The 22,670-nt window shown below is 66.4% G+C and carries 25 protein-coding genes; 20 read left to right on the top strand and 5 right to left on the bottom strand.

Annotated elements, in window-relative coordinates:
• Positions 1–219: 219 nt before the first annotated feature.
• The 5 genes from AC5P5S_RS00865 to AC5P5S_RS00845 all read right to left on the bottom strand — a co-directional run bounded on the left by AC5P5S_RS00865 (position 220) and on the right by AC5P5S_RS00845 (position 5,093).
• Positions 220–1,725: a PepSY domain-containing protein gene (locus AC5P5S_RS00865; RefSeq protein ID WP_087803463.1), complete on the bottom strand. Its 1,506-nt coding sequence runs from the start codon at positions 1,723–1,725 to the stop codon at positions 220–222.
• Positions 1,726–1,736: 11 nt separating this feature from the next.
• Entirely contained in the window at positions 1,737–3,875 is a 2,139-nt protein-coding gene (locus tag AC5P5S_RS00860; RefSeq protein ID WP_062606606.1) for a TonB-dependent receptor, read from the bottom strand.
• Positions 3,876–4,004: 129 nt separating this feature from the next.
• Positions 4,005–4,391, bottom strand: coding sequence for a DUF2946 family protein (locus AC5P5S_RS00855; RefSeq protein WP_005412471.1), 387 nt, complete (start codon positions 4,389–4,391; stop codon positions 4,005–4,007).
• A gap of 211 nt (positions 4,392–4,602) precedes the next feature.
• On the bottom strand, positions 4,603–4,857 hold the full coding sequence (locus AC5P5S_RS00850; protein WP_012479313.1) for a hypothetical protein: 255 nt from the start codon (positions 4,855–4,857) through the stop codon (positions 4,603–4,605).
• Positions 4,858–4,868: 11 nt separating this feature from the next.
• Complete coding sequence (locus AC5P5S_RS00845; protein ID WP_005408344.1) at positions 4,869–5,093, bottom strand: hypothetical protein; 225 nt, start codon at positions 5,091–5,093, stop codon at positions 4,869–4,871.
• Positions 5,094–5,579: 486 nt separating this feature from the next.
• Between AC5P5S_RS00845 and AC5P5S_RS00840 the strand changes: the two genes are divergently transcribed.
• The 20 genes from AC5P5S_RS00840 (at position 5,580) to AC5P5S_RS00745 (ending at position 22,668) form a co-directional block, all read left to right on the top strand.
• Positions 5,580–7,916: a VapE domain-containing protein gene (locus tag AC5P5S_RS00840; protein WP_062606604.1), complete on the top strand. Its 2,337-nt coding sequence runs from the start codon at positions 5,580–5,582 to the stop codon at positions 7,914–7,916.
• Positions 7,917–8,192: a DUF7696 family protein gene (locus tag AC5P5S_RS00835; protein WP_062606602.1), complete on the top strand. Its 276-nt coding sequence runs from the start codon at positions 7,917–7,919 to the stop codon at positions 8,190–8,192.
• 74 nt (positions 8,193–8,266) lie between these two features.
• Positions 8,267–8,494: a hypothetical protein gene (locus AC5P5S_RS00830; RefSeq protein WP_005408341.1), complete on the top strand. Its 228-nt coding sequence runs from the start codon at positions 8,267–8,269 to the stop codon at positions 8,492–8,494.
• A 41-nt stretch (positions 8,495–8,535) separates the two neighbouring features.
• The gene (locus AC5P5S_RS00825) at positions 8,536–9,174 is read left to right on the top strand and encodes a deoxynucleotide monophosphate kinase family protein (RefSeq protein WP_062606600.1); all 639 of its coding nucleotides are present in this window, start codon (positions 8,536–8,538) and stop codon (positions 9,172–9,174) included.
• 152 nt (positions 9,175–9,326) lie between these two features.
• Positions 9,327–9,710, top strand: a complete 384-nt coding sequence (locus tag AC5P5S_RS00820; RefSeq protein WP_033835195.1) for a hypothetical protein — start codon at positions 9,327–9,329, stop codon at positions 9,708–9,710.
• Positions 9,711–10,065: 355 nt separating this feature from the next.
• Positions 10,066–10,494, top strand: coding sequence for a helix-turn-helix domain-containing protein (locus AC5P5S_RS00815; RefSeq protein WP_223846372.1), 429 nt, complete (start codon positions 10,066–10,068; stop codon positions 10,492–10,494).
• A complete protein-coding gene (locus tag AC5P5S_RS00810) occupies positions 10,491–10,841 on the top strand; it encodes a hypothetical protein (protein WP_043033662.1) in 351 nt (116 codons plus the stop codon). The genes AC5P5S_RS00815 and AC5P5S_RS00810 overlap by 4 nt, the downstream gene beginning before the upstream one ends.
• Positions 10,838–11,323: a glycoside hydrolase family 24 protein gene (locus AC5P5S_RS00805; protein ID WP_049459412.1), complete on the top strand. Its 486-nt coding sequence runs from the start codon at positions 10,838–10,840 to the stop codon at positions 11,321–11,323. Before AC5P5S_RS00810 ends, AC5P5S_RS00805 begins: the two co-directional genes overlap by 4 nt.
• Positions 11,320–11,697 (top strand): hypothetical protein, encoded by a 378-nt coding sequence (locus AC5P5S_RS00800; RefSeq protein ID WP_059033345.1) that lies wholly within the window; start codon positions 11,320–11,322, stop codon positions 11,695–11,697. Before AC5P5S_RS00805 ends, AC5P5S_RS00800 begins: the two co-directional genes overlap by 4 nt.
• 353 nt (positions 11,698–12,050) lie before the next feature.
• A complete protein-coding gene (locus AC5P5S_RS00795) occupies positions 12,051–12,605 on the top strand; it encodes a hypothetical protein (RefSeq protein WP_062606599.1) in 555 nt (184 codons plus the stop codon).
• Positions 12,602–13,192, top strand: coding sequence for a phage baseplate assembly protein V (locus tag AC5P5S_RS00790; protein ID WP_012479303.1), 591 nt, complete (start codon positions 12,602–12,604; stop codon positions 13,190–13,192). The genes AC5P5S_RS00795 and AC5P5S_RS00790 overlap by 4 nt, the downstream gene beginning before the upstream one ends.
• A 52-nt stretch (positions 13,193–13,244) precedes the next feature.
• Complete coding sequence (locus AC5P5S_RS00785) at positions 13,245–13,583, top strand: GPW/gp25 family protein (RefSeq protein WP_005408332.1); 339 nt, start codon at positions 13,245–13,247, stop codon at positions 13,581–13,583.
• 2 nt (positions 13,584–13,585) lie between these two features.
• Positions 13,586–14,482: a baseplate assembly protein gene (locus tag AC5P5S_RS00780; protein ID WP_005412462.1), complete on the top strand. Its 897-nt coding sequence runs from the start codon at positions 13,586–13,588 to the stop codon at positions 14,480–14,482.
• 223 nt (positions 14,483–14,705) lie between these two features.
• On the top strand, positions 14,706–15,254 hold the full coding sequence (locus AC5P5S_RS00775; RefSeq protein WP_223846484.1) for a phage tail protein I: 549 nt from the start codon (positions 14,706–14,708) through the stop codon (positions 15,252–15,254).
• Between the two features lie 7 nt (positions 15,255–15,261).
• The gene (locus AC5P5S_RS00770; protein ID WP_062606597.1) at positions 15,262–17,229 is read left to right on the top strand and encodes a tail fiber domain-containing protein; all 1,968 of its coding nucleotides are present in this window, start codon (positions 15,262–15,264) and stop codon (positions 17,227–17,229) included.
• A gap of 1 nt (position 17,230) precedes the next feature.
• A complete protein-coding gene (locus AC5P5S_RS00765; RefSeq protein ID WP_062606595.1) occupies positions 17,231–17,890 on the top strand; it encodes a hypothetical protein in 660 nt (219 codons plus the stop codon).
• 106 nt (positions 17,891–17,996) lie between these two features.
• On the top strand, positions 17,997–19,199 hold the full coding sequence (locus tag AC5P5S_RS00760) for a phage tail sheath C-terminal domain-containing protein (RefSeq protein ID WP_062606593.1): 1,203 nt from the start codon (positions 17,997–17,999) through the stop codon (positions 19,197–19,199).
• A 2-nt stretch (positions 19,200–19,201) separates the two neighbouring features.
• Entirely contained in the window at positions 19,202–19,705 is a 504-nt protein-coding gene (locus AC5P5S_RS00755; protein ID WP_010483789.1) for a phage major tail tube protein, read from the top strand.
• An 80-nt stretch (positions 19,706–19,785) separates the two neighbouring features.
• Positions 19,786–20,076 (top strand): phage tail assembly protein, encoded by a 291-nt coding sequence (locus AC5P5S_RS00750; protein ID WP_019336908.1) that lies wholly within the window; start codon positions 19,786–19,788, stop codon positions 20,074–20,076.
• A gap of 120 nt (positions 20,077–20,196) precedes the next feature.
• Positions 20,197–22,668, top strand: a complete 2,472-nt coding sequence (locus AC5P5S_RS00745; protein ID WP_062606592.1) for a phage tail tape measure protein — start codon at positions 20,197–20,199, stop codon at positions 22,666–22,668.
• The last annotated feature ends 2 nt before the right edge of the window (positions 22,669–22,670 follow it).

Below are 22,670 nucleotides of genomic sequence, written 5' to 3'. Positions count from 1 at the left end.
CAGATGCCGCTGCAATTCCAATTGCGAGAACACCCATCGAAACGTAGTTCATCCTTGCTCCATTTACGTTGTGTGGAAATCCTATCCAGGGACCACCATTGAAACGCTGCAAGTACGGTGCCCCCTGCACTCCCTGGCCATCGACATCGACTGCGGGCCGCGGCCTTCATGGCCAGGAACTCCGGATAGTCTCACAGACGGCGCGCTCGCGGCAGGATGCTACCGCCGCCTGCGCCGCAGTTTCATCCGCAACCGGCGGTAGCCGATCACCGTGGCCGTTGCACACAACGCAGCGCCAGCCAGGCTCAGCAGCAGCAACACCGCCAGCCGGGCGGTGACCTGACGCAGCATCGCCGGCAGGTCCCAGCTGTGCAGGAAGTGGAACAGCCAGCGACCCACGCGCTCGCGACGCCCCATCGTCAGCAACGGGTCGCCAGTGGCCAGATCGAGGTAGACCCGCGTCGCCTCGGCATCGTCAAAATCAGCGACCGCCACCGGGAAGCGGCGTACCGCTGCGCCGTTCATGGCTTCCGGTGCACGCGGGTAGAAGTACGCATCCGCTGCATGCTGGACCCAGTACCCCTGCACGGGCGCATCGGACAACGCCCGCACCTTCTGCTGCAGCCATGCGGCCGGCAGCAACCGCGCAACCTGCAGATGACCATCACTGCCGGACACAATGCGGGTCTCGCCCTGCCCGTCCAGCAACACCGCGAACAGCTCACCACCGATGCGTCGCCACTGGATCTCCACCGGCTTGAAGCGCGCGTCGTCGACGGCCGCCAGCAGCGCCGCCGGTTCACCCAGCGCGCCATCCACCGCTACCGCGCCGCCACGATAGCGTCCGCTGTCGATCGCCTCGCGCGTGCTGCTGAAGACGCCCAATGGATTCATCGACATCAGGCCGCTGAAGATCCAGGTGAACACGAATGCCGCTGCCACCAACCCGATCAGGTGGTGCCAGCGCATCCAGGGCTCGACATACGGCGTCTTCGCGCCAGTGCGGTAGTGCCCACAGAAGCGCCAGCGCCACACACCCACCACGATGCCGCTGATCGCCGCCACCGTGCACAGCGCGGACAGCACGATCACCACCCACGTCCACACCGGGTCCACCGACTGCATGCGCAGGAAGTACAACCAGTGCAGCCAGGCGCCCGCATAGTTCCAGCGCTGCTGCACATGCGGTGCGTCCAGCACCACTTCGCCGGTGTGCGAAGACACATACAGGTCACCAGGCTGCGCGCCCCCCACCTCCACGCGGTACAGCGGCCGGTGCGCGTCCAGTGCGCGCGAATGCGTCCAGCGGTCTTCATCCACGCGCGTCGCACCCACGAAGGCCTGGCCGCCCGCGAACTGCGCAGCAGATGCTTCGGCACGCTGTGCCGACACCGGCAGCAGCGCCTGGCCGGTCACGGCAGACCAGGCGCCCACGTTGCTGCCATTGCGCACCACATACGCAGGCTCGCCACGCAGCGTCGTCAGCGCCACAACCTCCGGCTCGGCCTGCACCACGGCAGGCAGTACCGACAGCCCCTGCAGATCGCGAGCATCCCCCAGCACCGGCAACGCCGCCAGCCGTTCGCCGGACGTCAACTTCGGGTAGCCGACGAACAGCATCACCATGCCGCTGACAAACCACAGCAACATCAGCAGGCATCCGCCGATGCCCAGCCAGCGGTGCACCAGATAGATCCAGCGCTTGGCGGTGGATCGCAACGTCATCGCCAGCCTCCTCAGAAGCGATGATCGACGGTGAATTCGACGCGCCGGTCCGCACCCAGCAGCCACTGCGTGCTGGTGTAGTACGCGGTGGCGTAGTACGCCTTGTCGAACACGTTGAACAGCCGCGCCGACAGCCGCGTGCGCGGTGCCGCCTGCCAGGTCAGTGCCAGGTCGGTGGTGCTGTAGCCGGGCAGCTCCAAGGTGTTGGCGTTGTCGGCGTAGCGCTTGCCGACGTAACGCACGCCACCCGCCGCACTCCAGTCCGGTGCAAACTGCCAGCTCAGCCACACATTGGCCAGGCGCTCGGCCACGTTCGGTGGCACGTTGCCATCACGCGACACCAGCACCGCCGGCGAACCGGTGGTTTCCAGGAAGTCCTCGAACTCGGCCTTCAGCACCGTGGCATTGGCATCGAGCGACCAGCGCGGCGCGAAGTTCCAGTTCAAGGACGCCTCAATGCCACGCGAGGTCTGTGCGCCCACCTGCACGCGGCGATCCGGCATCAGCGGATCGCGGCTGAGCAGCCCGGTCTTGCGGATGCGGTACGCCGCCAGCGTCCACTCGCCGCCATCGAAGGCCTGCTTCAGACCCACCTCGATCTGCCGGCCCTTGGCCAGGTCGAAGGCCCCGTTGGCCGGGCTGATCATCAACAGGCCACTGACCGGGTCCGCCGCCTGCGAGTACTGCGCATACAGGCTCAGCGTCGGCCGCAACGCGAACACCGTGCCTGCACGCCAGCCGGTGCTGCGGTAGGTCTTCGAGAACGCGTTCTGGCCGCTGATCAGATCGGTACGATCAATGCGCGCGCGGTCGTGGCGCAGCCCACCCAGCACCGACCAGCGCTCGCTCAGCGCCAAGCGGTCTTCCACGAACAGCGCGTACTGCTCGGCACGATTACGGTAGCGCGGCAGGTTCGGCGCGTCGCTGGTGAACTGGCCCGGCACCGGATCGAACGGATCGACCGGGCCCGAGCTGCCGGCATAGGTGTTGTTGGTGTGCTTGAAGTGCGCGCGGTTCGCGTCCAGGCCCACCGCGAAGTTGTTCTGCAGGCCACCCGCCGTTCCCTGCACACGCAGCGTCGAGGTCAGTCCGGTCTGGTCCTGATTGTGGGTGATCTCGGTATTGCCAGATCGATCGATCAAGCCGGTAGCGCGGTTGTAGACGTAGGCTTCGGCATTGCGCCAATCGCGCTGGCTGTCGATCTGGTAGAGGCGCGTGCGCCATTCGACGCTTGCGTTCGGCGTCCACAGCGCATCGAGCTGGGTCCAGCGGTCGCGGTAGCGGATGTCGCTGTCTTCCACGTTGTAGTTGCGGTGGCGCAGCGCCTCCAGCTGGCGGCCATCCACCAGTGGCGTGCCGAAGTAGCGCATCGGTTGCTGATAGCCTTCCGCATGGGTGAGCGACAGCTGCAGATCCGCACGCGGTTGCCACAGCAGTGCGCCGGAGAAGGTGGCATCACTACTGTGCCCGCGATCAACCCAGCCACCGCTGTAGTTGCCCCTTACATCCAGCCGGTAGGCCAGCTCGGGCGTCAGCGCGCCGCCACTGCCGAAGCCCAGACGTGCGGTGTCCTCGCTGCCCACGGTCACGCTGATCTCGTTCTCGATGGCACCGCGCGTCGGCTTCTTCGGCACGATGTTGATGACCCCGCCAATGGCACCATCGCCATGGATGACCGAGGCCGGACCGCGCAGCACTTCGATGCGCTCGATGGACCAGGTATCGAACGGAAAGGTGATGCCCACGCCGCCATACTGGCGCAGCCCGTCATACAGGCGCATCACGGAAGCGCCATCGGTGAAGCCACGGCTGGACAGCGCACTCAGGCCGTTGCCCGGGTGCGGCATCGCACTGATCGCACCGGCGCGGCTGATCGCATCATTGAGGTTGGTGTCGCCGCGCTGTTCCAGCTGCTCGCGCGAAATCACCGTCAGGCTGGCCGGTGTCTGCAGCACGCTCAGGCCCAACGCAGAGCCTGCGCTGGAGGTGGAAGACAGCTCGCCGCTGCGGGTATCGACCACGCGCACGGTATCCAGCGTGGTCGGTGGTGCCGCATCGGCGGCAAGTACAGAGGCGGTGTGCAGGAGCAACGCGCACATGGCAGGCAGCGCCGCCCTGCGCAGGCGCGCGGAGTTGGGGTTGGTTTTCATCTGTTCACGGCATGCAGGGCCACCCCGCAGTGGCAGGGCAGCTCAGGGAGTTCGGGGAACGCGCACGCAGTCGCGCCAGGCCATGCCTGGCAGCTTGGGAAAATCAATCCAAAGGCGTGCGCGCAGGGCTCAGACAGCCATGAAGACCGGCGGCCCACGCGCTCCCAATGTGCCGCTGACCCGCTGCGGCAACGCCTGCACTGCACCACGCAGCGCACGGCATATCGATACCATCGGTGCCAACAGCAGCAATGCCGCCACCAGCAGGGTGATCAGCCGCGCGGCGATCAGGCAGTAGTCGCAGTCCACGCCCATCTCATGCGCGGCGTGTGGATCGGCGGGCGGCTTCTTTGCGACCTCGCCCTGCTGCATCGCCATCGCGTGGTGGTCGTGATGGCCCTCCATCGCATGCTGCGCATGCTGGGAATGGTCCATCGCCGCTACCGGCACAGCCGCTGCAACGTGACCATGCGCCAGCCAGCGGCTCACCAGCGGGGCAAGCAGCACCAGCAGCATGGCTAGCCATGCCAGGGCCTGGAACCGGCGGTGGAGGACAGAACGACGCACCCGGCCATTCTACGGGCCTGCGGTCAACCTTGGACCACGTTCAGGGTTGCCCGGCGGCCAGTGCGACGTTATGACGCAGCCTCCAGCGCAGGGGATCGTCCACTGCCCGAGGGGGACGGAAGGCAGCCTGGCCGGCCCCTTCCGCCCCCGCACCGGATGACTAGAACCGCGCCGGTTGCTGCACCGCGCGCTCCAGGAACATGAAACCCGCCTGCAGGCTGTTGCGGGCGTTCTCCAACCAGCGCTCCGGATCGGCTACCGCAAATCGCTCCTGTGCATCCACATCACCCGAGTCGGCCAGATCAGCCAGCTGCAGATGGATGTGGTTCTCCACCAAGCTCACCAGCACGGCGAGCTCGGCCGATAAACCGGCGATGCGTTCGGTGAAGCCAGCGTCGTTGCTGTTCAGAGACATGTCCCCTGTTCCTATGCGTTGCGGTGTTGATGGATGGCTTCGAAACGCTCGGCACAGGCAGGCCCGCAGAACAGTCTTGCCGGATCGTTGTCGAAGTCCTCGCTGCAGTCCGGGTTGTGGCATTCCCCCATGGGAGTGAGAGGGGCAACGTTGCTGGCCCGCGTTGCGTGCTGGGCCAGGGCGCGTTGCAGGTGGCGCGCTTCCATTTCCTGCGCTTCGTCGATGGTGTCCGTCATGCGGGTTGTATTTTATCGAGGGGCGGTCGCACCGATTGAGAACGTCGCAACGACCGTCAACGACGCGGACTCCGCGGCGGATCGGCGTTCGTGGTTGCAGTGGATTTCAGGCATGCAGGCTCCTTGTGCACGGGCGCCCGAAGGCGCGATGGAGAGAAACGAAGGGCCGTCGCTGACGGCGATAGCATCATCCGAAAACCGGTTCTCGCCAACTGCGACGCATCGGCACGATCACAGTGATCTGCGAACGCCATCGCAGATCCAACGCGTACTGGGTGGCGCCGTCATGGCCAGGGATGCAAGGTGCTGGAAGGTGTTGCAAATGAAGCGCCGTTCCGACACCATGACCGTATCACCACTCCCATCACATCCTGACCACACTGCGTCGGTCGGCCGCTGCGTGACCTGCGCACGCCGGACACTGCACAGCACGTTGGCCGCCATCGGCCGCCGTGGACCGATCCACGTTCCCAGGGGCCTTGTCGAATGCACACACCGCATCCCACGCAGGACATCGTTCCCGCGTTCCTGCAGGCCATGCACGCGCACGGCATCGTGCCGGACGCGCGCGGCCGCGACGCGCTCAACGCCGATGGCACGCTGGTGCGCTTCCATGTGGAAGGCGACCGTCGTGGCACGCGCAATGGTTGGGCGGTGTTGTTTGGAGACCACGTGCCGGCCGGCGAGTTCGGCAGCTGGCGGACCGGCACCCGCCATGCCTGGTGCGCGAAATCGCCGACCGCGTTGAGCGCCGCCGAGCAGCGTGCCATCAGGCAACGCCAGGAGGCGGCCCGCAGCGAGCGCGAACGGCATCAGCGCGAACGCGAGGACGCCGCCGCCAAGGCGGCCAACGTGCTGTGGAACCGTGCCATTCCTGCCGATGCCCACCACCCGTATCTCGTACGCAAGGGCATCCACGCACATGGCCTGCGTGTGGCGCCATGGCCGGTGCGCAACAGCGATGGCCTTGTCTTCCGCCACATCGACAGCGCCCTGCTGGTACCGGTGATGAACAGCGCGGGCCGTATCGTCTCGTTGCAGGCGATCTTTCCCCGCGTGGATCCAGCACTTGGCCGCGACAAGGACTTCCTTTCCGGTGGCCGCAAGCAGGGCTGCTTCCATGTCATCGGCAAGCCGGTTACCGGCCAGCCGATCGCCATTGCAGAGGGCTATGCCACCGCCGGATCCATCCACCAGGCCACGGGCTGGTGCGTGGTGGTGGCCTGGGATGCAGGCAACCTTGGCGCTGTCGCCCGAGCCTGGCGCGGCGCCATGCCGGACGCGTCATTCGTGCTGTGTGCCGACAACGATCAGTGGACGCGGCAGCCGCTGGACAACCCTGGCGTCACCCTGGCCACGCAGGCTGCCGCGGACATCGATGCCCGCGTGGTCTGGCCCGAGTTCGCCGCGCTGCATGGCGACGATGACCGCCCTACCGACTTCAACGACCTGCATCTGCGCGAGGGGCTGGACACCGTGCGTGCCCAGTTGTTGCCCCCCATGCCGCCGGCAGGGGGCGACGACGTGGCGCTGGACGATGCGCCGTCATCGGCCAGCGCGCGCTACCAGGTGCCGGGCAACCTGTCCGCATTCGATGCCTTCACCCCGTTTCCCGATACCAACGCGCGCGGGCGGCCGTTGCCAACCGCCCGCAACCTGGCCGAGCTGTGCCGTCGTACCGGTGTGACCGTGCGCTACAACGTCATCCGCAAGGATCTGGAGATTCTGGTCCCTGGGCTGCAGACGACCGTGGACAACGCCAAGGAGGTCGCGGCGGGCGAAGTGATGGATTGCATGCACCGCGCTGGCATGGCCACCGCCAGCTTCGAGACCAACCTGTGCCAGGTGGCCGAGGCCAATCCCTACAACCCGGTCGCCAGCTGGATCACCTCACGGCCGTGGGATGGCCAGTCCCGCCTGCAGGCGTTCTTCGATACCGTGCAGGAAGCCAAGCCCACGCACATGGCCGACGGCCGCGTGCTGAAGGAAGTCCTGATGCGGCGCTGGCTGATCTCCGGCGTGGCTGCGGCGTTTGAGCCCGATGGCGTGGTCGCGCGCGGCGTGCTGACGTTCGTTTCGAAACAGAACCTGGGCAAGACACGCTGGGCGCGGCAGCTGGCGCCGGTAGAGCTGCATCTGATCGCCGACGGGGTGGTGCTGGATCCGGCCAACAAGGACAGCGTCAAGCAGGTCATCTCCAGATGGATCGTCGAGCTGGGCGAAGTCGATGCCACCTTCCGCCGTACCGATATCGCGGCGCTGAAATCATTCATCTCGCGCAGCCATGACGAGATCCGTCGCCCCTACGCGCGCACCGAATCCCGCTATGCGCGGCGCACCATCCTGTTTGCCAGTGTCAACGACGAACGCTTCCTCCGCGATGCCACCGGCAACACCCGCTGGTGGACCGTGCACGCCGTGGCGCTGGGCGAACCGGCGCGGATCGACATGCAGCAGGTCTGGGCTGAGGCCCATGCGTTGTACTGCAGTGGCGAGACCTGGCACTTGAGTGCCGAGGAACTGGATGCGCTGAATGCCACCAACAGCGAACACGAGCCCATCTCGCCGATCGCCGAACTGATCGATCGTCATTTCGACTGGTCGCTCCCTGCCGAGCACTGGAGCGCGCACTACCGCGCCACCGAGATCGTCATCGCGGTGGGCATCGACAGGCCCAACCGTCGCGAGGTGAACGAGGCCGCCGCCTACGTGGTGAAGCGGCATGGCGTGCGCACCCGCGTGGTGGGCAAGGAACGCGCCAAGGTCTGGCTGATGCCACAGCGCAGACGCAGTCTGGCCGAGCACGCGGCAGGGCCGTTCTAGATGCCGCGCCTCCATGATGGTCGCGACGTTGACAGCAGCAGCGGCGACTGGCGCCTGCACTGCGAAGCACGTCGCCTGCTGCAACTGGACGGCTACCGGCGCATGGGTACCGACGGGCGCTGGACGGCGGTCAGTCCGCGCCGGCACCGCCAACAGTATCTCGAGGGTGTCCTGGCCGCACGCGGCCCGGTTGAGCGTGAGCGTCTGGCAGCAGCGGCATTGCGGCTGTGGATCGCCAGCCCGCCCGCCCAACCGCACCATGATGCAAGTAGATGAAAGGTGTTGACTAGAGGCGTCTACAGGGGCAAGATGCCGGTATCGGCCCGCCACCTTCCAGGAGCGCTTCCGCCATGCCCCGTCCCCGACTGCATGCCTTCGAAGGTGAGCAGCTGACCGTGCAGCAGATCCACCAGCGGGTACCGGTGCTGTCCGAGCGGACCATCCGCGACCACCTTGCTGCCGGCCGGCGTACCCGCACCGCCATGTTGTGCTTTGACCCGATCGCCGCAGCGGCCCGGGGAGGGCGCATCACCCAGCGCATCCTCCGCGCCCGCAGCGTCGTCGGTCGCGATTCCTGATCCTCCGGCACCTGCCGCATTTCTCCAGGAGTAGATTCCGCATGATTCCCGCCTCCCTCGACAGCGGTCATCGCCTGATTGCCGACACACTGGCCGCGTTCCGTGCCGGCCCTGCACTGGGCAGCATCGCCCTGCGGCCGGCGCCACGCTCTCGTGTGCCGCTCTACATCGGCATCGCCGGCAGCAAGCGCTCGGGCAAGGACACACTCGCCAATGGACTGGCGTCGGCGTTGTCACTGCCATGCGACAGCTTCGCGGCCCCACTGCGGCACTTGGTCGCCTCCCTCCTCGGGCTCTCCCTGCACGAACTGGACAGCCGCAAGGAGGACGCCATCGACTGGCTGACCGAACTCACCCCGCGCCACCTGATGCAGACCGCCGGTACCGAGTGGGGGCGTGACCGCGTCCATCCCGAGCTGTGGGTACGCTCGCTGTTCGCACGCCTGCCCGAGGGCGGGCTGGTACCCGACGTCCGCTTCGCCAATGAGGCCCGCGCGATCCGGCGTCGTGGTGGTGTCGTGATCCGCGTCAATCGCCCAGGCCATCGCAGCAGCGACCCTCATGCCAGCGAGCAGCCGCTGCCGCATGAGCTGGTCGACATCGAAGTCGACAACGACAGCACCCCGGCCGATCTGGTCCGCAGATCGCTGGACCAGCTGCGTTCGCGCGGTGTGCTCTGATCCGGAATGCCGGCCCGCCATCCGGTCCATCCCCCGAACCCAGCGCAGGCCCCGACCAATCATCGGCGAAAATGATGTAAGGTCATCCCCCATCACCGACGACACCTGTCGTCACCCTGCATCCCCAACCCATTTCGCAAAGAGGAAACGCCATGGAGGTCGAACAGTTCACGTCGACGCGCCTGAAGGCCATCGAGTTGTTCAAGTCCCAGCCCAAGGGCAGCAAGGACATCGTGAGCCTGGATGCGATCTTCATCTCGCTGTGCACGCTGGCCACTGCCCGGGCAGGCGCAGGCAGCGCCCAGCAGACGCGTACCGTGGCCCGCCCGGGCAGCCAGCAGCCGCCCGCGCCTTGGTTCGTCGAAACCCTTGCGGCCCTGAAGGGCAAGGGCGAGTCGATCACCGTGGCGCGCTTCCTGATGTTCGCCAACCGCTTCCCGGTCAAGCGCATGGACCAGGTCAACGCGGCACGCTGGCTGCGCGACGCCGGGTACATCCCCCGCAAGACCGGCGGCAACCTGGTGTTCGATCTTTGATCCAGCGCCCCCTGCAGTCCTGAAGCCCCGGCATCGTCCGGGGCTTTTTCGTTTCCGGCCAGTACACGGCGCATGAGGCTGTGTGGCAGGTGGCCGTCCTCACCCTGTACCTGCCCCATCCCCTTGATCTGCCTCTGTTCCTGCCAGGTGAGGACAACGAGTACGGATGTACAGGAAAACACCAGCGGCCAGAGCAAGCGGATTCGGCTCACTGCAAGCAGGCGTGTCGTGCTCCTCCCCCCTCCTCACGCACGACTGAACGTCTTCAGCGCACCGATATAAAAGTAGATGAAAGGTGTTGACTGGTCATGCGGGATGGCAACAGTGGAGATCAATGCCACTGAAGACATCCTCCATGAACGCCCTGCCCGACAGCATCCAGACCCTGGCCGAGGTCATCGGCGAATCCGCAGCCCTCACGCTGGTGCGTGCCTGGCCGCCGACCACCTCCAGCACCACCGGCCGTCACCGCGTCATCGTCTACGTCCCCTCCACCCTGCCCGACCAGCACCGGCTGATCGACATCCTTGGCCACGACGTCGCCCAGCGGCTGGTCGCGCACTTCGGCGGCGAACTGTTGTTCCTGGCATCCTGCTTCGCTGCCGGCGCGCACGAACGCCGTGAACAGATTGCCCGCGCGGTCGCCAGCGGCATGCCACGCGACCATGTTGCGCGTGAGTTCGGCGTCTCACAGACCACCATCAAGCGCGCCCTGCGCGGTGCGCGCACCGCGTTGCCACCGGCTGTCCACCCGGCCCTGCTCAAGGGATACGCACGCGCATGAACGAGAGCGACCTGCTGGCCGGCGTGCCGGATTGGGCCAAGTACCTTGGCGGGACCTCGGGCGTGCTGATCGCGGTGTCGCTGTGGCTGCGCCAGTGGTTGTCGTCGGCCAAGGTCGACCGCACCGCCGATGAAGCCACCAGCAACACCCTGCGCACCCTTCAGGAACAGCTCGCGGCCGAACGTACACGCGCCGATGGGCTGATGCACGAGCGCGAGGCAATGGCCCAGGAGATCGGGCAGCTGCGCGGTGAAGTCAGCGCCCTGCGTGCACAGATCGCCCAGCAGAGCGTACAGATAGACGCCCTGCTGGCCCTGGTGCGCAAGCAGCCGGGGGCCGCCGCATGACCGCCGCTGCAGCCAGCGCCCTCGGTGGCACCAACGTTGCTGCGTTCCTGGACATGCTGGCGGTGTCCGAAGGCACCGATATACCCAGCCAGCGTTCGCGTGACCGCGGCTACGACGTCATCGTCGGTGGCCAGCTGTTCACCGACTACCGCGACCATCCCCGCGTGCTGGTGTCGCTGCCGCGCTACGGCATCAAATCCAGCGCCGCCGGCCGCTACCAGTTCCTGCGCAGCACCTGGGATGACCTGCGCGCGCGACTGGGCCTGCCTGACTTCGGCCCAGTTTCGCAGGACCGCGCGGCCGTGGCGCTGCTCAAGCAATGCGGTGCCTACGAGTTGATCCGGCTGGGCCGCTTCGATGCCGCCGTCACTGCGGCCCGGCGCATCTGGGCATCGCTGCCGGGCGCCGGCTACGGCCAGAAGGAGCACGCACTGGAAACACTGCGCGCGGCGTACCGTGCCGCCGGCGGAGCCCTGCAGTGACGCCCGCGGGACTGAGGTTGGGCATCGGGTTGCTGGTCCTTGCCGGTAGCCACGCGAGCTGCGCCTGGCTGGGATGGACCCTGCGCGACCGCACTGCGGACCTTGCCGTTGCCACCACCCGGGCAGCGCAGCAGGAGGCCCGCACCGATGCAGTCCAGCGCGCGCACCAGCAGGCCCTCGCCAACAGCGCCGCAGGCGCGCAGGCCGAATCACAGCGCCTGGCCCACCAGGCCCGGCACACCGAACAGTTCAACACCCTGCAACGGGACATCGAGACCCATGCCAAGACTCCTGGTCGTGATCGCGGCGACGCTGACGCTGAGTTCGTGCGCATCTGGCGCGAGGCCAACGCCGGCCACGCCCTGCCGCGCTGACCTCAGCATCGCACCTGCCCAGCTGCTTCCCCCACCCCGCCTGCCGGACCTGCACGCAGCCAGCGATGACGCGCTGCTGCGCAATCACGTTGCGGTCGCACAGCAGTACCACGCGCTGGCCGACCAGCTGAGTGCGCTGCTGTGCAGCCTCGGCAGCCAGCGCGGCGTCACCATCAATGGCGCCGCGCCGGCAGCACCCGCCGACTGCGGCAGCAGTGCCACTCCCACGCACTGAGCCTTCCGGACAAGGCCACGCCTGCAATGCCGCCTCACTGCGGTGATGGCAACACTGGCTGCAGACCGTGCGCGCCTTGCAGCGCTACGCCCCTCCTTCCTTCCCTGCATGAGCTGACATGGCGAACGATTCCTTCCCTCCCACGCTCGATCCGCTGATTGCCGCGATCGAAGCCGCTATCCGCGCACGCTTTCCGGGGTTTGCAAGCGTCGAGTTCCATCGCGAGGCCAACGCTGAGGGGATGCCCCTGCCGGCCTGCCTGCTGGCGATGACCCGCTGTGACCGCAGCAGGGACAACAATGATGGCAGTGGCCTGCTGCAGGCCACGCTACGCTTCGAAGCGCGCATTGCGCTGCCGGCGACCGATGCAACCACAGCGCTGCAGCTGCGCAACGCGGCCCTCGCCCTGGCGACTTGGCTGCACCAGCTCGGCCGCTTCCCCGGCGTTGCCAGCGGTGCGATCGATGTGATTGCAGCATTGCCAGAAGACCCCGCGGCGGCACAGCCGGGCCTGCGCACCTGGATCGTCGAGTGGTCATTGCCGGTCGCGCTGGGCGACAACGCCTGGGACGATGCTGGCGGCGTGGTGCCGCAGGCGTGCTACAGCTTCGCGCCGGAGATCGGCCGCGTCCATGAGTCCCGCTACCAGCCATTGCCGGAGCGCGCACCATGAGCGCCGAACACGCGCGGTTGATCGGCAACCTGCTGATGATCGGTGTGGTACGCGAGCTGGACGAGGCAAACGGACGCGTTCGCGTCGATGCCGACGGCATGCTTACCGACTGGATTCCCTGGCTGGAGCGCCGCGCCGGACCGGGCATGCGCAGCTGGTGCGCACCCGAACCCGGCGAGCAGGTCGTACTGGCGTGCCCCTATGGCGACCCGGGCCAGGCGCTGGTACTCGGCAGCCTGTACCAGGACCGCTTTCCGCCGCCGGCCGACTCGCGCCTGCGGCAGCGCACCGAGTTCGCCGACGGCAGCAGCGTCGAGTACGACCAGGAAACCACCACGCTCAACGTCCATGTCGGCAGCGGCAAGGTCATCGTCACCTGCGCGAATGCACAGGTGATCGCCAGCGAATCGATCGTGCTCGATACACCCTCGATCAAGGCCACCGGCGATCTGGATGTCAGCGGCGCGATCAGCGCCGGCAAGGACATCAGCACACCGGGCGAGGTCAAGGCCGGTGCCATCGGCCTGAAGGCACACACGCACACCGCACAGGGCCCAACCGCCCCGACCACGCCGGCCCAGGCCTGAGCGGCCACGCCTGCAATGCCCTGAAAAACCGCACTCCACGACGATAGAGGCCATGCGAGGAATCGACGCCAACACCGGCAAATCACTGGATGGGCTCGCCCATCTGCACCAGTCCGTGCGTGACATTCTCACCACGCCCCTTGGCTCCCGCGTACTGCGCCGCGAATACGGTTCACGCGTATTCGAACTGATCGATGCGCCGACCAACCGCTCGCTGCGCATGGACCTGATCGCGGCCACCGTCGACGCGCTGGCGCGATGGGAACCGCGTCTCCACGTCGAGAACGTCGACGTCTCCCTCCCCGCCCCCGGCGTGATGATCCTGGCAGTGACCGGGATCCACCTGCCGGACGGCGAGGCCATCACCATCGAAGGAATCGAGGTTCGCTAACCGTGGCATCCGGCTCGTTCACCAGTGTCAATCTGTCCCAGCTGCCTGCACCGGCGGTCATCGAAGTGCTCGATTTCGAAGCCATGTTCGATGAATCGCTGACCGCACTGCAGGCCCTGGATCCCACTTTCGACGCGCTGCTGCCGTCGGACCCGGCCTTCAAGATCCTGGAGGTCTGCACCTACCTGCGCCTGCTCGATCGCCAGCGTGTCAACGACGCCGCGCGTGGCGTGATGCTGGCCTATGCCGGTGGCAGCGACCTGGACCACCTCGCCGCGATCTTCGGCGTCGCCCGCCAGGTGCTCGACCCGGGCAGGCCGCAGGAAGGCATTCCACCGCGATATGAGAGCGATGAGGACTTCCGCCGCCGCATCCAGCTGGGCCCGGAAGGGTTCAGCGTGGCAGGGCCGGAAGGTGCCTATGTATTCCATGCGCTGAGCGCCGACCCGCGCGTGCTCGACGCCAGTGCGACCAGTCCCGCCCCCGGCGAAGTGGTGGTCTCGGTGCTGTCGCGCGAAGCGGATGGAACCGCCACCCAGGGCCTGCTCGACATCGTCGAGGCGAAGCTGAGCGCCGATGACGTGCGACCGCTGACCGACCACGTGCTGGTGAAGCCGGCCACGATCGTCACCTACTCGGTCGACGCCACGCTGTTCACCTTTGCCGGCCCGGATTCGCAGGTCGTGCTTGCCGAAGCGCGCACCCGCCTGGACCGCTACATCAGCGAGTCACATCGCCTCGGCCGCGATGTCACCCGTTCGGGGTTGTTCGCCGCATTGCATGCCGAGGGCGTGCAGCGCGTGGAGATCGTCCATCCGGCTGCAGATGTGGTGGTGGACCGAACCCAAGCCACCCACTGCGCCGGCGTGACTCTGACCCACGGCGGCACCGATGAATGAGCCGAGCACGCGCCTGATCAACGCGCGGCTGCGCGGCGCGATCGATGGCCGCAACCGCACCTTCCGCCACCCCGGCGGCGCGCTGGCGAGCCTGCAGGCGGTGTACCGCACCGATGCACGGGGGCGGCAGCCGCTGCAGGGCAGCGTCATTGAGGGCAGCCGGGTCACCCTGGCCGCTGCACCGGCGCCCGGCGAGGTCATCGATGGTGACGCCCAGGTGGTGGTGCCCTCGGCGGCGAACCTGCTGCCCGCCAACGCCACCCACGCCGAGCGCGCGCTTGCCCGCGCCATCGTTGCGCGTCCGTTGCCGGTGGACATCACCGCGCTGTGGGATGCCGACCGCTGTCCGACCGCACTGCTGCCCTGGCTGGCCTGGGCGCTGTCGGTGGACGAATGGAAGGCCTACTGGCCCGAAGCCGTGAAGCGCGCCCGGGTGCGTACGGCCATCGCTATCCAGCGTCGCAAGGGCACCGCCGGCAGCGTGCGCGACGTGGTGGCCGCCTTCGGTGGATCGGTGCTGATCCGCGAGTGGTGGCAGCTGCAGCCCAGGGGCGCGCCGCACACCTTCGAAGCGGTGATGACCATCGCCAACCAGGATGGCCAGTCTGCCACGGCGATGTTCGTGGAGGACGTCATCGGCGAAATCACCCGGACCAAGCCGGTGCGCTCGCACTTCACCTTTACCCAGGGCATGCAGGCCGACGCCGCCGTCGGCGCACTTGCAGCCGCCCACGCCACGGCCTTCCGCCGCCTTCAACTGATCGGAGAGTAACCCCCGCATGCGCCTGAAAATCACCGATGCCGGCTTCGCCAAGCTGGTCAATCCGCCGAACACCGGCACCAACGCCGTCCTGATCACCCAGATCGGCCTGACCTCGACTGCCTTCGTGCCGTCGGCGGGGCTCACCGCACTGCCCGGCGAGATCAAGCGCGTCGCCACCTTCGGCGGCCAGGCCGTGGGCGATGACACCGTGCACGTCACCATCCGCGATGACAGCGCCACCTCCTACACGCTGCGCGGTTTCGGCCTGTACCTGGCCGACGGCACCCTGTTTGCCAGCTACGGCCAGGCCGATCCGATCATGGAGAAGTCGGCCGCATCGATGCTGCTGCTGGCCACCGACACACGCTTCAGCGGGATCGACACGACGCAGATCCAGTTCGGTGATGCCGGCTTCCTCTATCCACCGGCCACCACCGAGGTCGTCGGCGTGGTCGAGCTGGCCACCAGCACCGAAGCCGAAGATGCGACCGACACCCAGCGCGTGGTGACCCCGCGTGGCGTGCGTGCGTACACCGACAAGCGATTCGGTGCCAGCGCCCCGACCGCGCTGGCGAAGACGCTGCTGTCTGCGGCGAGCACCGCGGCGGCGCGCACCGCGCTGGAACTGAAGAGCGCCGCACTGAAGGACACCGGGCATGGCAACGGCCTGGACGCCGACACCCTGGACGGCAAGCACGCCTCCGAGTTCGCCCTGGCCGGTGACTTCGCCACCGTTGGCCACAAGCATGTGATTGCCGATGTGACCGGGCTGCAGTCGGCACTGGATGGCAAGGCGTCCAGGGGCAGCAACACGTTCACCGACCAGCAGTTCATCAGCGGCACGTATCCGTTGCTGGGCTTCGGTGCCGCCGGTGCCGAGCAGTCCTTCATTGGCGGCTGGGGAAATTCCAGCCTGTGGCGCGTATGGAGCGCGGACCGCAGTGCCAGCAGCGAAATCACCATCAAGCATGGCGACACGCCGCGCTGGAACGGCTCGCCGATGTGGCATGCCGGGAACTTCGCGCCTGAAGCGAAGATGGACAAGAGTGGCGGGACGTTCACCGGCGCGGTTTCCATCTCCAACAACTCACTGCGCCTGTCCGGCTGGGGCAGCACGCTGACCGATGGTGTCATCTACTTCGGCACCGGTGACAGCTACATTTTCAAGTCAGGTTCCTCCTTCACCTTCCGCAATGTGGAGGGTGCCTATAGCGCAACGCTCAGCGCAGGCGGGAACATCTGGACCAGCGGCAACTTCGATCCCGGCGGGAAGATCAACAAAGCCGGCGACATCATGAACGGCACGCTGAACATGTATGTGGGTCAAGGCAGCACCCAGGTCGTGCACCAACGGTTCGGCTGGGGCAACAACGTGACCCGATGGGCGACAGCCATGGAGAGCGACGCCACACTTTCGCTTTACTCCTACGACTTCAATGGAGGAACTCCGACGCAGCGCGCGAGCTTCAGCAATGTCCAGTACCGGGAGAACACATTCGTCGGCGGCGTCACTTCCGCAGGTGGCAATGCCGCATTCATCATCAAGGACCGTGGGAACGCGAATCAAGAGTTCCACATCTACAACACGGACAACGTGTTCCGGATCTGGTCGTCCACTGCGCAAGTGGATCGACTGCAACTGAATGCCGCGGGGGCTCTCTGGACGGCCGGCGGCTTCGATACTGGCTCTTCACGCAAGCTGAAAAACATCGAAGGCGCACTTCCCTATGGCCTGGCAGCTGTCGAACAGATGGAACTGGCAGCCGGCCACTACAAGCCCGAGTACAACGACGACGGTCGTCGCCGCCTGTTCTTCGTCGCCGAGCAGCTGGCCGAACTGGTGCCGGAAGCGGTCGACCTGGAAGGCGTCGAGTTCCAGGGTGAGCGCGTGGCATCGGTCAAGCTCGACCAGCTGCTGCCGGTCATGGCCAAGGCCATCCAGGAACTGGCCGCCGAAGTGCGCGCACTGAAAGCGGAGCGCTGACATGCCCAGCGGATATCGCTCTTCCGGTGTCGACTTTGACGACCTGTTCGATCCGTACGTTGAAGGTCCACTGGCGCAGGATTCGGGCCGCCGTATCGGCGGCGGCGACCTGAGCCGCCGCTATGCCCACATCCAGTACGGCAGCAAGCGTGCCGACGTAGGCCATCGCATCAACGGAATGGACGTGTCCAACCTGTGGGCGGCCCGCGGCAGCGCCTCCTACAGGCTGCCGTTCCATGGCAAGGGCTACTCGGCAAGCAATGGCGCCAAGACCAACTCCACCGGCTCCGTGTCGGCTACCGTCTCGATTCTGATCTATGCCGACGGCACCTATGCCATCCGCACGGGCGTCGCCGGTGGCGGCAATGGAGGCAGCTCAGTAGCAGCGTCGGGCCAGTGGCTTCCGGCAGGTGCAAGCGTTTCCGAGTACGAAGTGCAGATCACCGGCTCCTCGCCCGCTAAAGCCTCCTTCAGCACCAGTGCTCCCTCGTTTGTGCCGGCATCGGCGGCACCGTCGGCAGGCGTGTCGATCAGTGTCCCCGCCAGGTCCGCCAGTTACGAATCGGACAGCATCAGCATTTCCGTCGCGCTGCGCCGTGCCGGAGGTATCGCCCAGGTTTCCACCTTCAGCGCAAGCGTCAGCGCCTCCGGCTGGGTCTGATCGGTCAGCGGGCCACCGCTGCAATTATCGCGACCGCCACATTCTCCGAACATTACCCCGTCGCCTGCACAAGCCGGCACACACCCACACCGAGGAAGAACCCCGAATGACCGAATTTCTCCATGGCGTACAGGTCGTCAACATCGATACCGGTGCCCGATCGATTGCCATCGCCTCCAGCAGCGTGATCGGCATCGTCGGCACCGCACCGCTGGCCGACACCGAAGCGTTCCCCGTCAACACGCCCGTACTGGTGACCTCGCCGTCGCAGGCCGCCAAGCTGTCGGCGACCACCGGCACCGATGCCGGCACCCTGCCCGGTGCGCTCGACACGATCTTCGACCAGTCCAGTGCCGTCGTCGTCGTCGTCCGCGTCGAGAAGGGCGCCAATGAAAGCGCCACCCTGGCCAACGTGCTGGGCGGCGTGAACGCCCAGACCGGCGCCTACGAAGGCGTGCATGCGCTGCTGGCCGCCAAGTCCATCGTCGGCGTCAAGCCGCGCATCCTGATCGCACCCGGCTTCACCCATGTGCACCCGGCCGATCCGGCCAAGCCGGAGGCCGTGCTGGCCAACCCGGTCGTAGCGGAACTGCTCGGCATTGCCGACAAGCTGCGCGCGGTGATCATCAAGGATGGCCCGAACAGCAACGACGACGCCGCCAAGAGCACCACCGCTCTGACCGGTTCCAAGCGCGTCTACGTGGTCGACCCGGCGCTGCTGGTGCAGTCCGGTGATGCCATCGTCACCCGCTACGCCTCCGGTGCCGTGGCCGGTGCCATTGCCCGCAGCGACAACGAACGCGGCTGGTGGGCATCGCCGTCCAACCTCGAGCTCAACGGCGTGGTCGGTACCGCACGTGCGATCGACTTCGGCCTGTCCGACGCGACCAGCCGCGCCAACCTGCTGAACCAGTCGAACGTGGCGACCATCATCCGCGAAGGTGGCTTCCGCCTGTGGGGCAACCGTACCGCCAGCAGCGACCAGAAGTGGCAGTTCCTGTGTGTGGTGCGCACTGCCGACATTATTGCCGACAGCCTCGAGGCCGCCCACCTGTGGGCCGTCGACCGCGGCATCAGCAAGACCTACGTCGACGACGTGCGTGAGGGTGTCAATGCCTTCCTGCGCGGCCTGAAGACCCAGGGCGCGATCCTCGGCGGCATCTGCTGGATCGACCCCGACCTGAACGCAGCGGACAGCGTGGCCCAGGGCCGCTTCTACTGGGACTTCGACTTCACCCCGACCTACCCGGGTGAGCAGCTGACCTTCCGCATGCACATGAACAACAACTACGTCTCGGAGATCTTCTAAGCATGGCGCGCAAGATCCGCAAAAACTTCAACTTCTACGTCGACGGCAAGGGCTATGCCGGCAGCGTGATGTCCTTCACCGCCCCCAAGCTGTCGCTGAAGACCGAGGACTTCCAGGCCGGCGGCATGCTGGCCCCGACCGAGATCGTGCTCGGCCATGACAAGCTGACCGCCGATGTCGAGTTCGCCTCCGACGACGCGGAGATCATGAGCAAGTTCCACGTCATCGAAAGCAAGGAATACGGCTTCACCGCCCGCGAAGCGCTGGAAGGCGATGACGGCGAAGTGACTCAGGTCGTGCACAACATGCGCGGCAAGGTGAAGCTGCTGGACCGCGGCGAAACCAAGGTCGGCGAAAAGGGCACGATCAAGGTCAACCTGGCGCTGAGCTACTACAAGCTGACCCATGGCGCCCAGGTCGTGCAGGAGATCGACGTGGTCAACATGATCGCCCGCCAGGGTGGCGTGGACGTGCTGGCCGGCATCCGCGGCGCACTGGGCATCTGAACCCTCGCCGCACTGAAGAACCCGGGGGCGCCTCGCGCCCCCGCATCCATCGCACCGCATCGCATTCCAGGAACGCATCCATGTCCAGCAAGACCAAGACCCCCACCGATACCGTCATCGAGCGCGATGGCTTCGCCGAGATCACCCTCACCCGCCCGCGCCAGGTCAACGGCATGGAAACCGCCGTGCTGCGCATGCGTGAACCGACCGTGGAAGACATGGAGCGCTACCAGGATGACAAGGGCAGCGACGCACAGCGCGAGGTGCGGATGATCGCCAACCTGTGCGAGGTCTCGCCGGAAGACGTGCGCAAGATGCCGCTGCGCGACTACGCACGACTGCAGGCAGGCGTCGCGCTTTTTACCACCTGACCCTGCCTCAGATCAGGCAGGGAGTGCTCGCCCTGGCCGGTCATACCGGCTGGGGCCTGCGCGAGATCATGACACTGCGGGTGTCGAAGTTCATCTGGTGGATTCAGGGATTGCCGGTACATGGCCAGTAACGTTCAAACGACAACGATCACGATCGGCGGCGAGGTGTCCAAGTCACTGAAGGACGCCTTCTCCTTTGCCAACGACGGTATCAAGCGCCTCGGCACCGAGGTGACCCTGCTGGACCGCAGGCTCGCGCGCATGAGTACGACCAGCAAGGAGTACGCCCGCATGCGTACCCAGGTCGATGCTCTGCGTGCCTCGCAGGTGGCGCTGGAGAGCATCGAAGCAAAGCGCGACGCGAACCTGGAGAAGCGCGGGAAGCTCGGCTCGGCATTTGGCGAGGCACGCGGCACGCTTGGCACGGCCGTCACCGCGCTGGCCAAGCCGGTCGAGAACGCCTCCGGCTTCGCCCGCCAGAACCAGCAGATCGGCGTGGCAGCCAACCTCAGCCGCGCCCAGGTCAGCGCACTGGGGCAGGCCATCCTGGAACAGTCGCGTGCAACCAACCAGGGCGCCGACGCGCTGCAGCGCTCGATCAGGCTGATGGTCGACGCCGGCATGGATGCGCAGTCGGCCCAGGCCAGCCTCGGTGCTGTCGGGCGGACCACCACCGTCACCGGTGCCAGCATCGATGATGTGGCCCAGGCTGCGGCCGCCCTGCAGCAGTCGTTCGATATCGATCCCTCGCGCATGCAGAGCGCGCTGGATGTGCTGGTGGTCAACAGCCGGCAGGGCGGCCTGGGCCTGAAGGACATGGCCGCAGTGCTGCCTACCCTGGGTTCGTCGTTCGAAGCGATGAAGCTGCAGGGCACCTCGGCGACCGCCACCCTCGGCGCGGCCCTGCAGGCCACGCTGGACTCGGCCGGCGGCGCCGACAAGGCCGCCAGCAACATGAAGAGCTTCATGTCCGAGGTGCTCTCGCCGGACATTCAGGAGAAGGCCAAGAAGAGCCTGAACCTGGATCTGCGCAGGATCATCGGCGATGCACAGACCAGCGGCGGCAATCCCTTCGACGCTGCGATGCAGGGAATCATCCAGGCGACCGCGGGCGACCAGAAGAAGATCGGCACCCTGTTCAGCGATGCACAGGCGAAGAACTTCGTCCAGCCGATGATCGAGAACTGGGATACCTACATCCGTGTCCGCGACAAGGCCTTGAATGGATCGGCGGGTACCACCGATGCGGCCTATGCCGATGCGATGCAGACCGATCCGCAGAAGATCGAAGGTGCCAAGATCGCCGTGGACAACCTGTCCAAGGCCTTCGGTGCGGCACTGCTGCCCGCGGTGGGCGAGGCCGCGGTCAAGCTGACCGAGCTGTTGAACGGGGTTACCTCGTTCGTGCAGGAAAACCCGAAGCTGATCGCCAACACCACGCAGATCGTGGTCGGCATGCTGGGCATGCGCACGGCGGTGCTCGGCGCTCGCTACGCCTGGACCTTCCTGCAGGGCCCGATCCTGGGCGTGCAGAAGGCCTTCCAGCTGTTCCGTGGTGGCAGCCTGCTGGCACAGATGGGGCGCTTCGGGCCGATGGCCATGCGCCTGGCATCGGGCTTCCGCATCGTCGCCACTGCCGTGGCCGCCATCGGTGGTGGTCCGATCACGATCGCCATCGCGGCAATCACCGCAGGCGCCATCCTGGTGCGCAAGTACTGGGAGCCGATCAAGGCATTCCTGGGCGGCGTCTGGGAGGGCCTGAGCGGTGCAGGCACCGCAGCGATGGGTGAACTGATGCGTGCGGTTGAACCGCTGCGCCCCGCCTGGGAAGTCATGAGCGGGTTGATCGGCCAGGCCTGGGACTGGCTGTCGAAGATGCTTGCACCTGCACAGTACACCGGCAACGAACTGTCGCGCGTTGCCCAGATCGGCAGCTTCCTCGGTACCGTTCTGATGGAAGGCCTGAGAATGAACATCCAGCTCATCAGCGGCCTGGTGCAGTACGTCGCCTGGATGGGCAACGTGTACACGACCGTCGCCAGCGGGATCGGAATCGGAATGAGCAAGATGTGGACGGCGATCAAGTCCGGTGCCGAATCCCTGTTCGACTGGCTCATCCCGAAGCTGGATTTCCTCATGCCCTACGTCGAGAAGCTGATGGGGTTCGTCGAAGGGGGCATTGGCAAGGTCAGTGCGCTGGTCGGCAAAGGCCTGGACTTCGGCAAGGAGGTGCTTGCCGGTGGTGCGGAAGCAATCGGCAACGGCATGGTGGGGTACACCAACATGCGGGCCGGCGGCCGAGGTGGGCTGGATGACGCCGTGGGCCTGATCGGCGACGTCGCCACGTTGGACGCGCCGGGCGCGCGCAAGCGTTGGGGCGGCATCAGCGAGGCCGCTCGCGGTCGCACCGCACCCGACATGCCATCGCCCACTACACGCGGCGTCACCACCGTGCAGCAGCAACAGACCAACAACATCACCATCCACCAGCAACCGGGTGAATCCAGCGAATCGGTGGCGCGTCGCACGGCCGACGAACTGCAGCGTCGCAACGCGGTTGCTGCCCGTGGTGGCCTGGCAGACAGGAACTAAGC

Source organism: Stenotrophomonas sp. YJH_SMC_54, from assembly GCF_059368435.1.
This window is presented reverse-complemented; position numbering and strand designations above follow the sequence as displayed.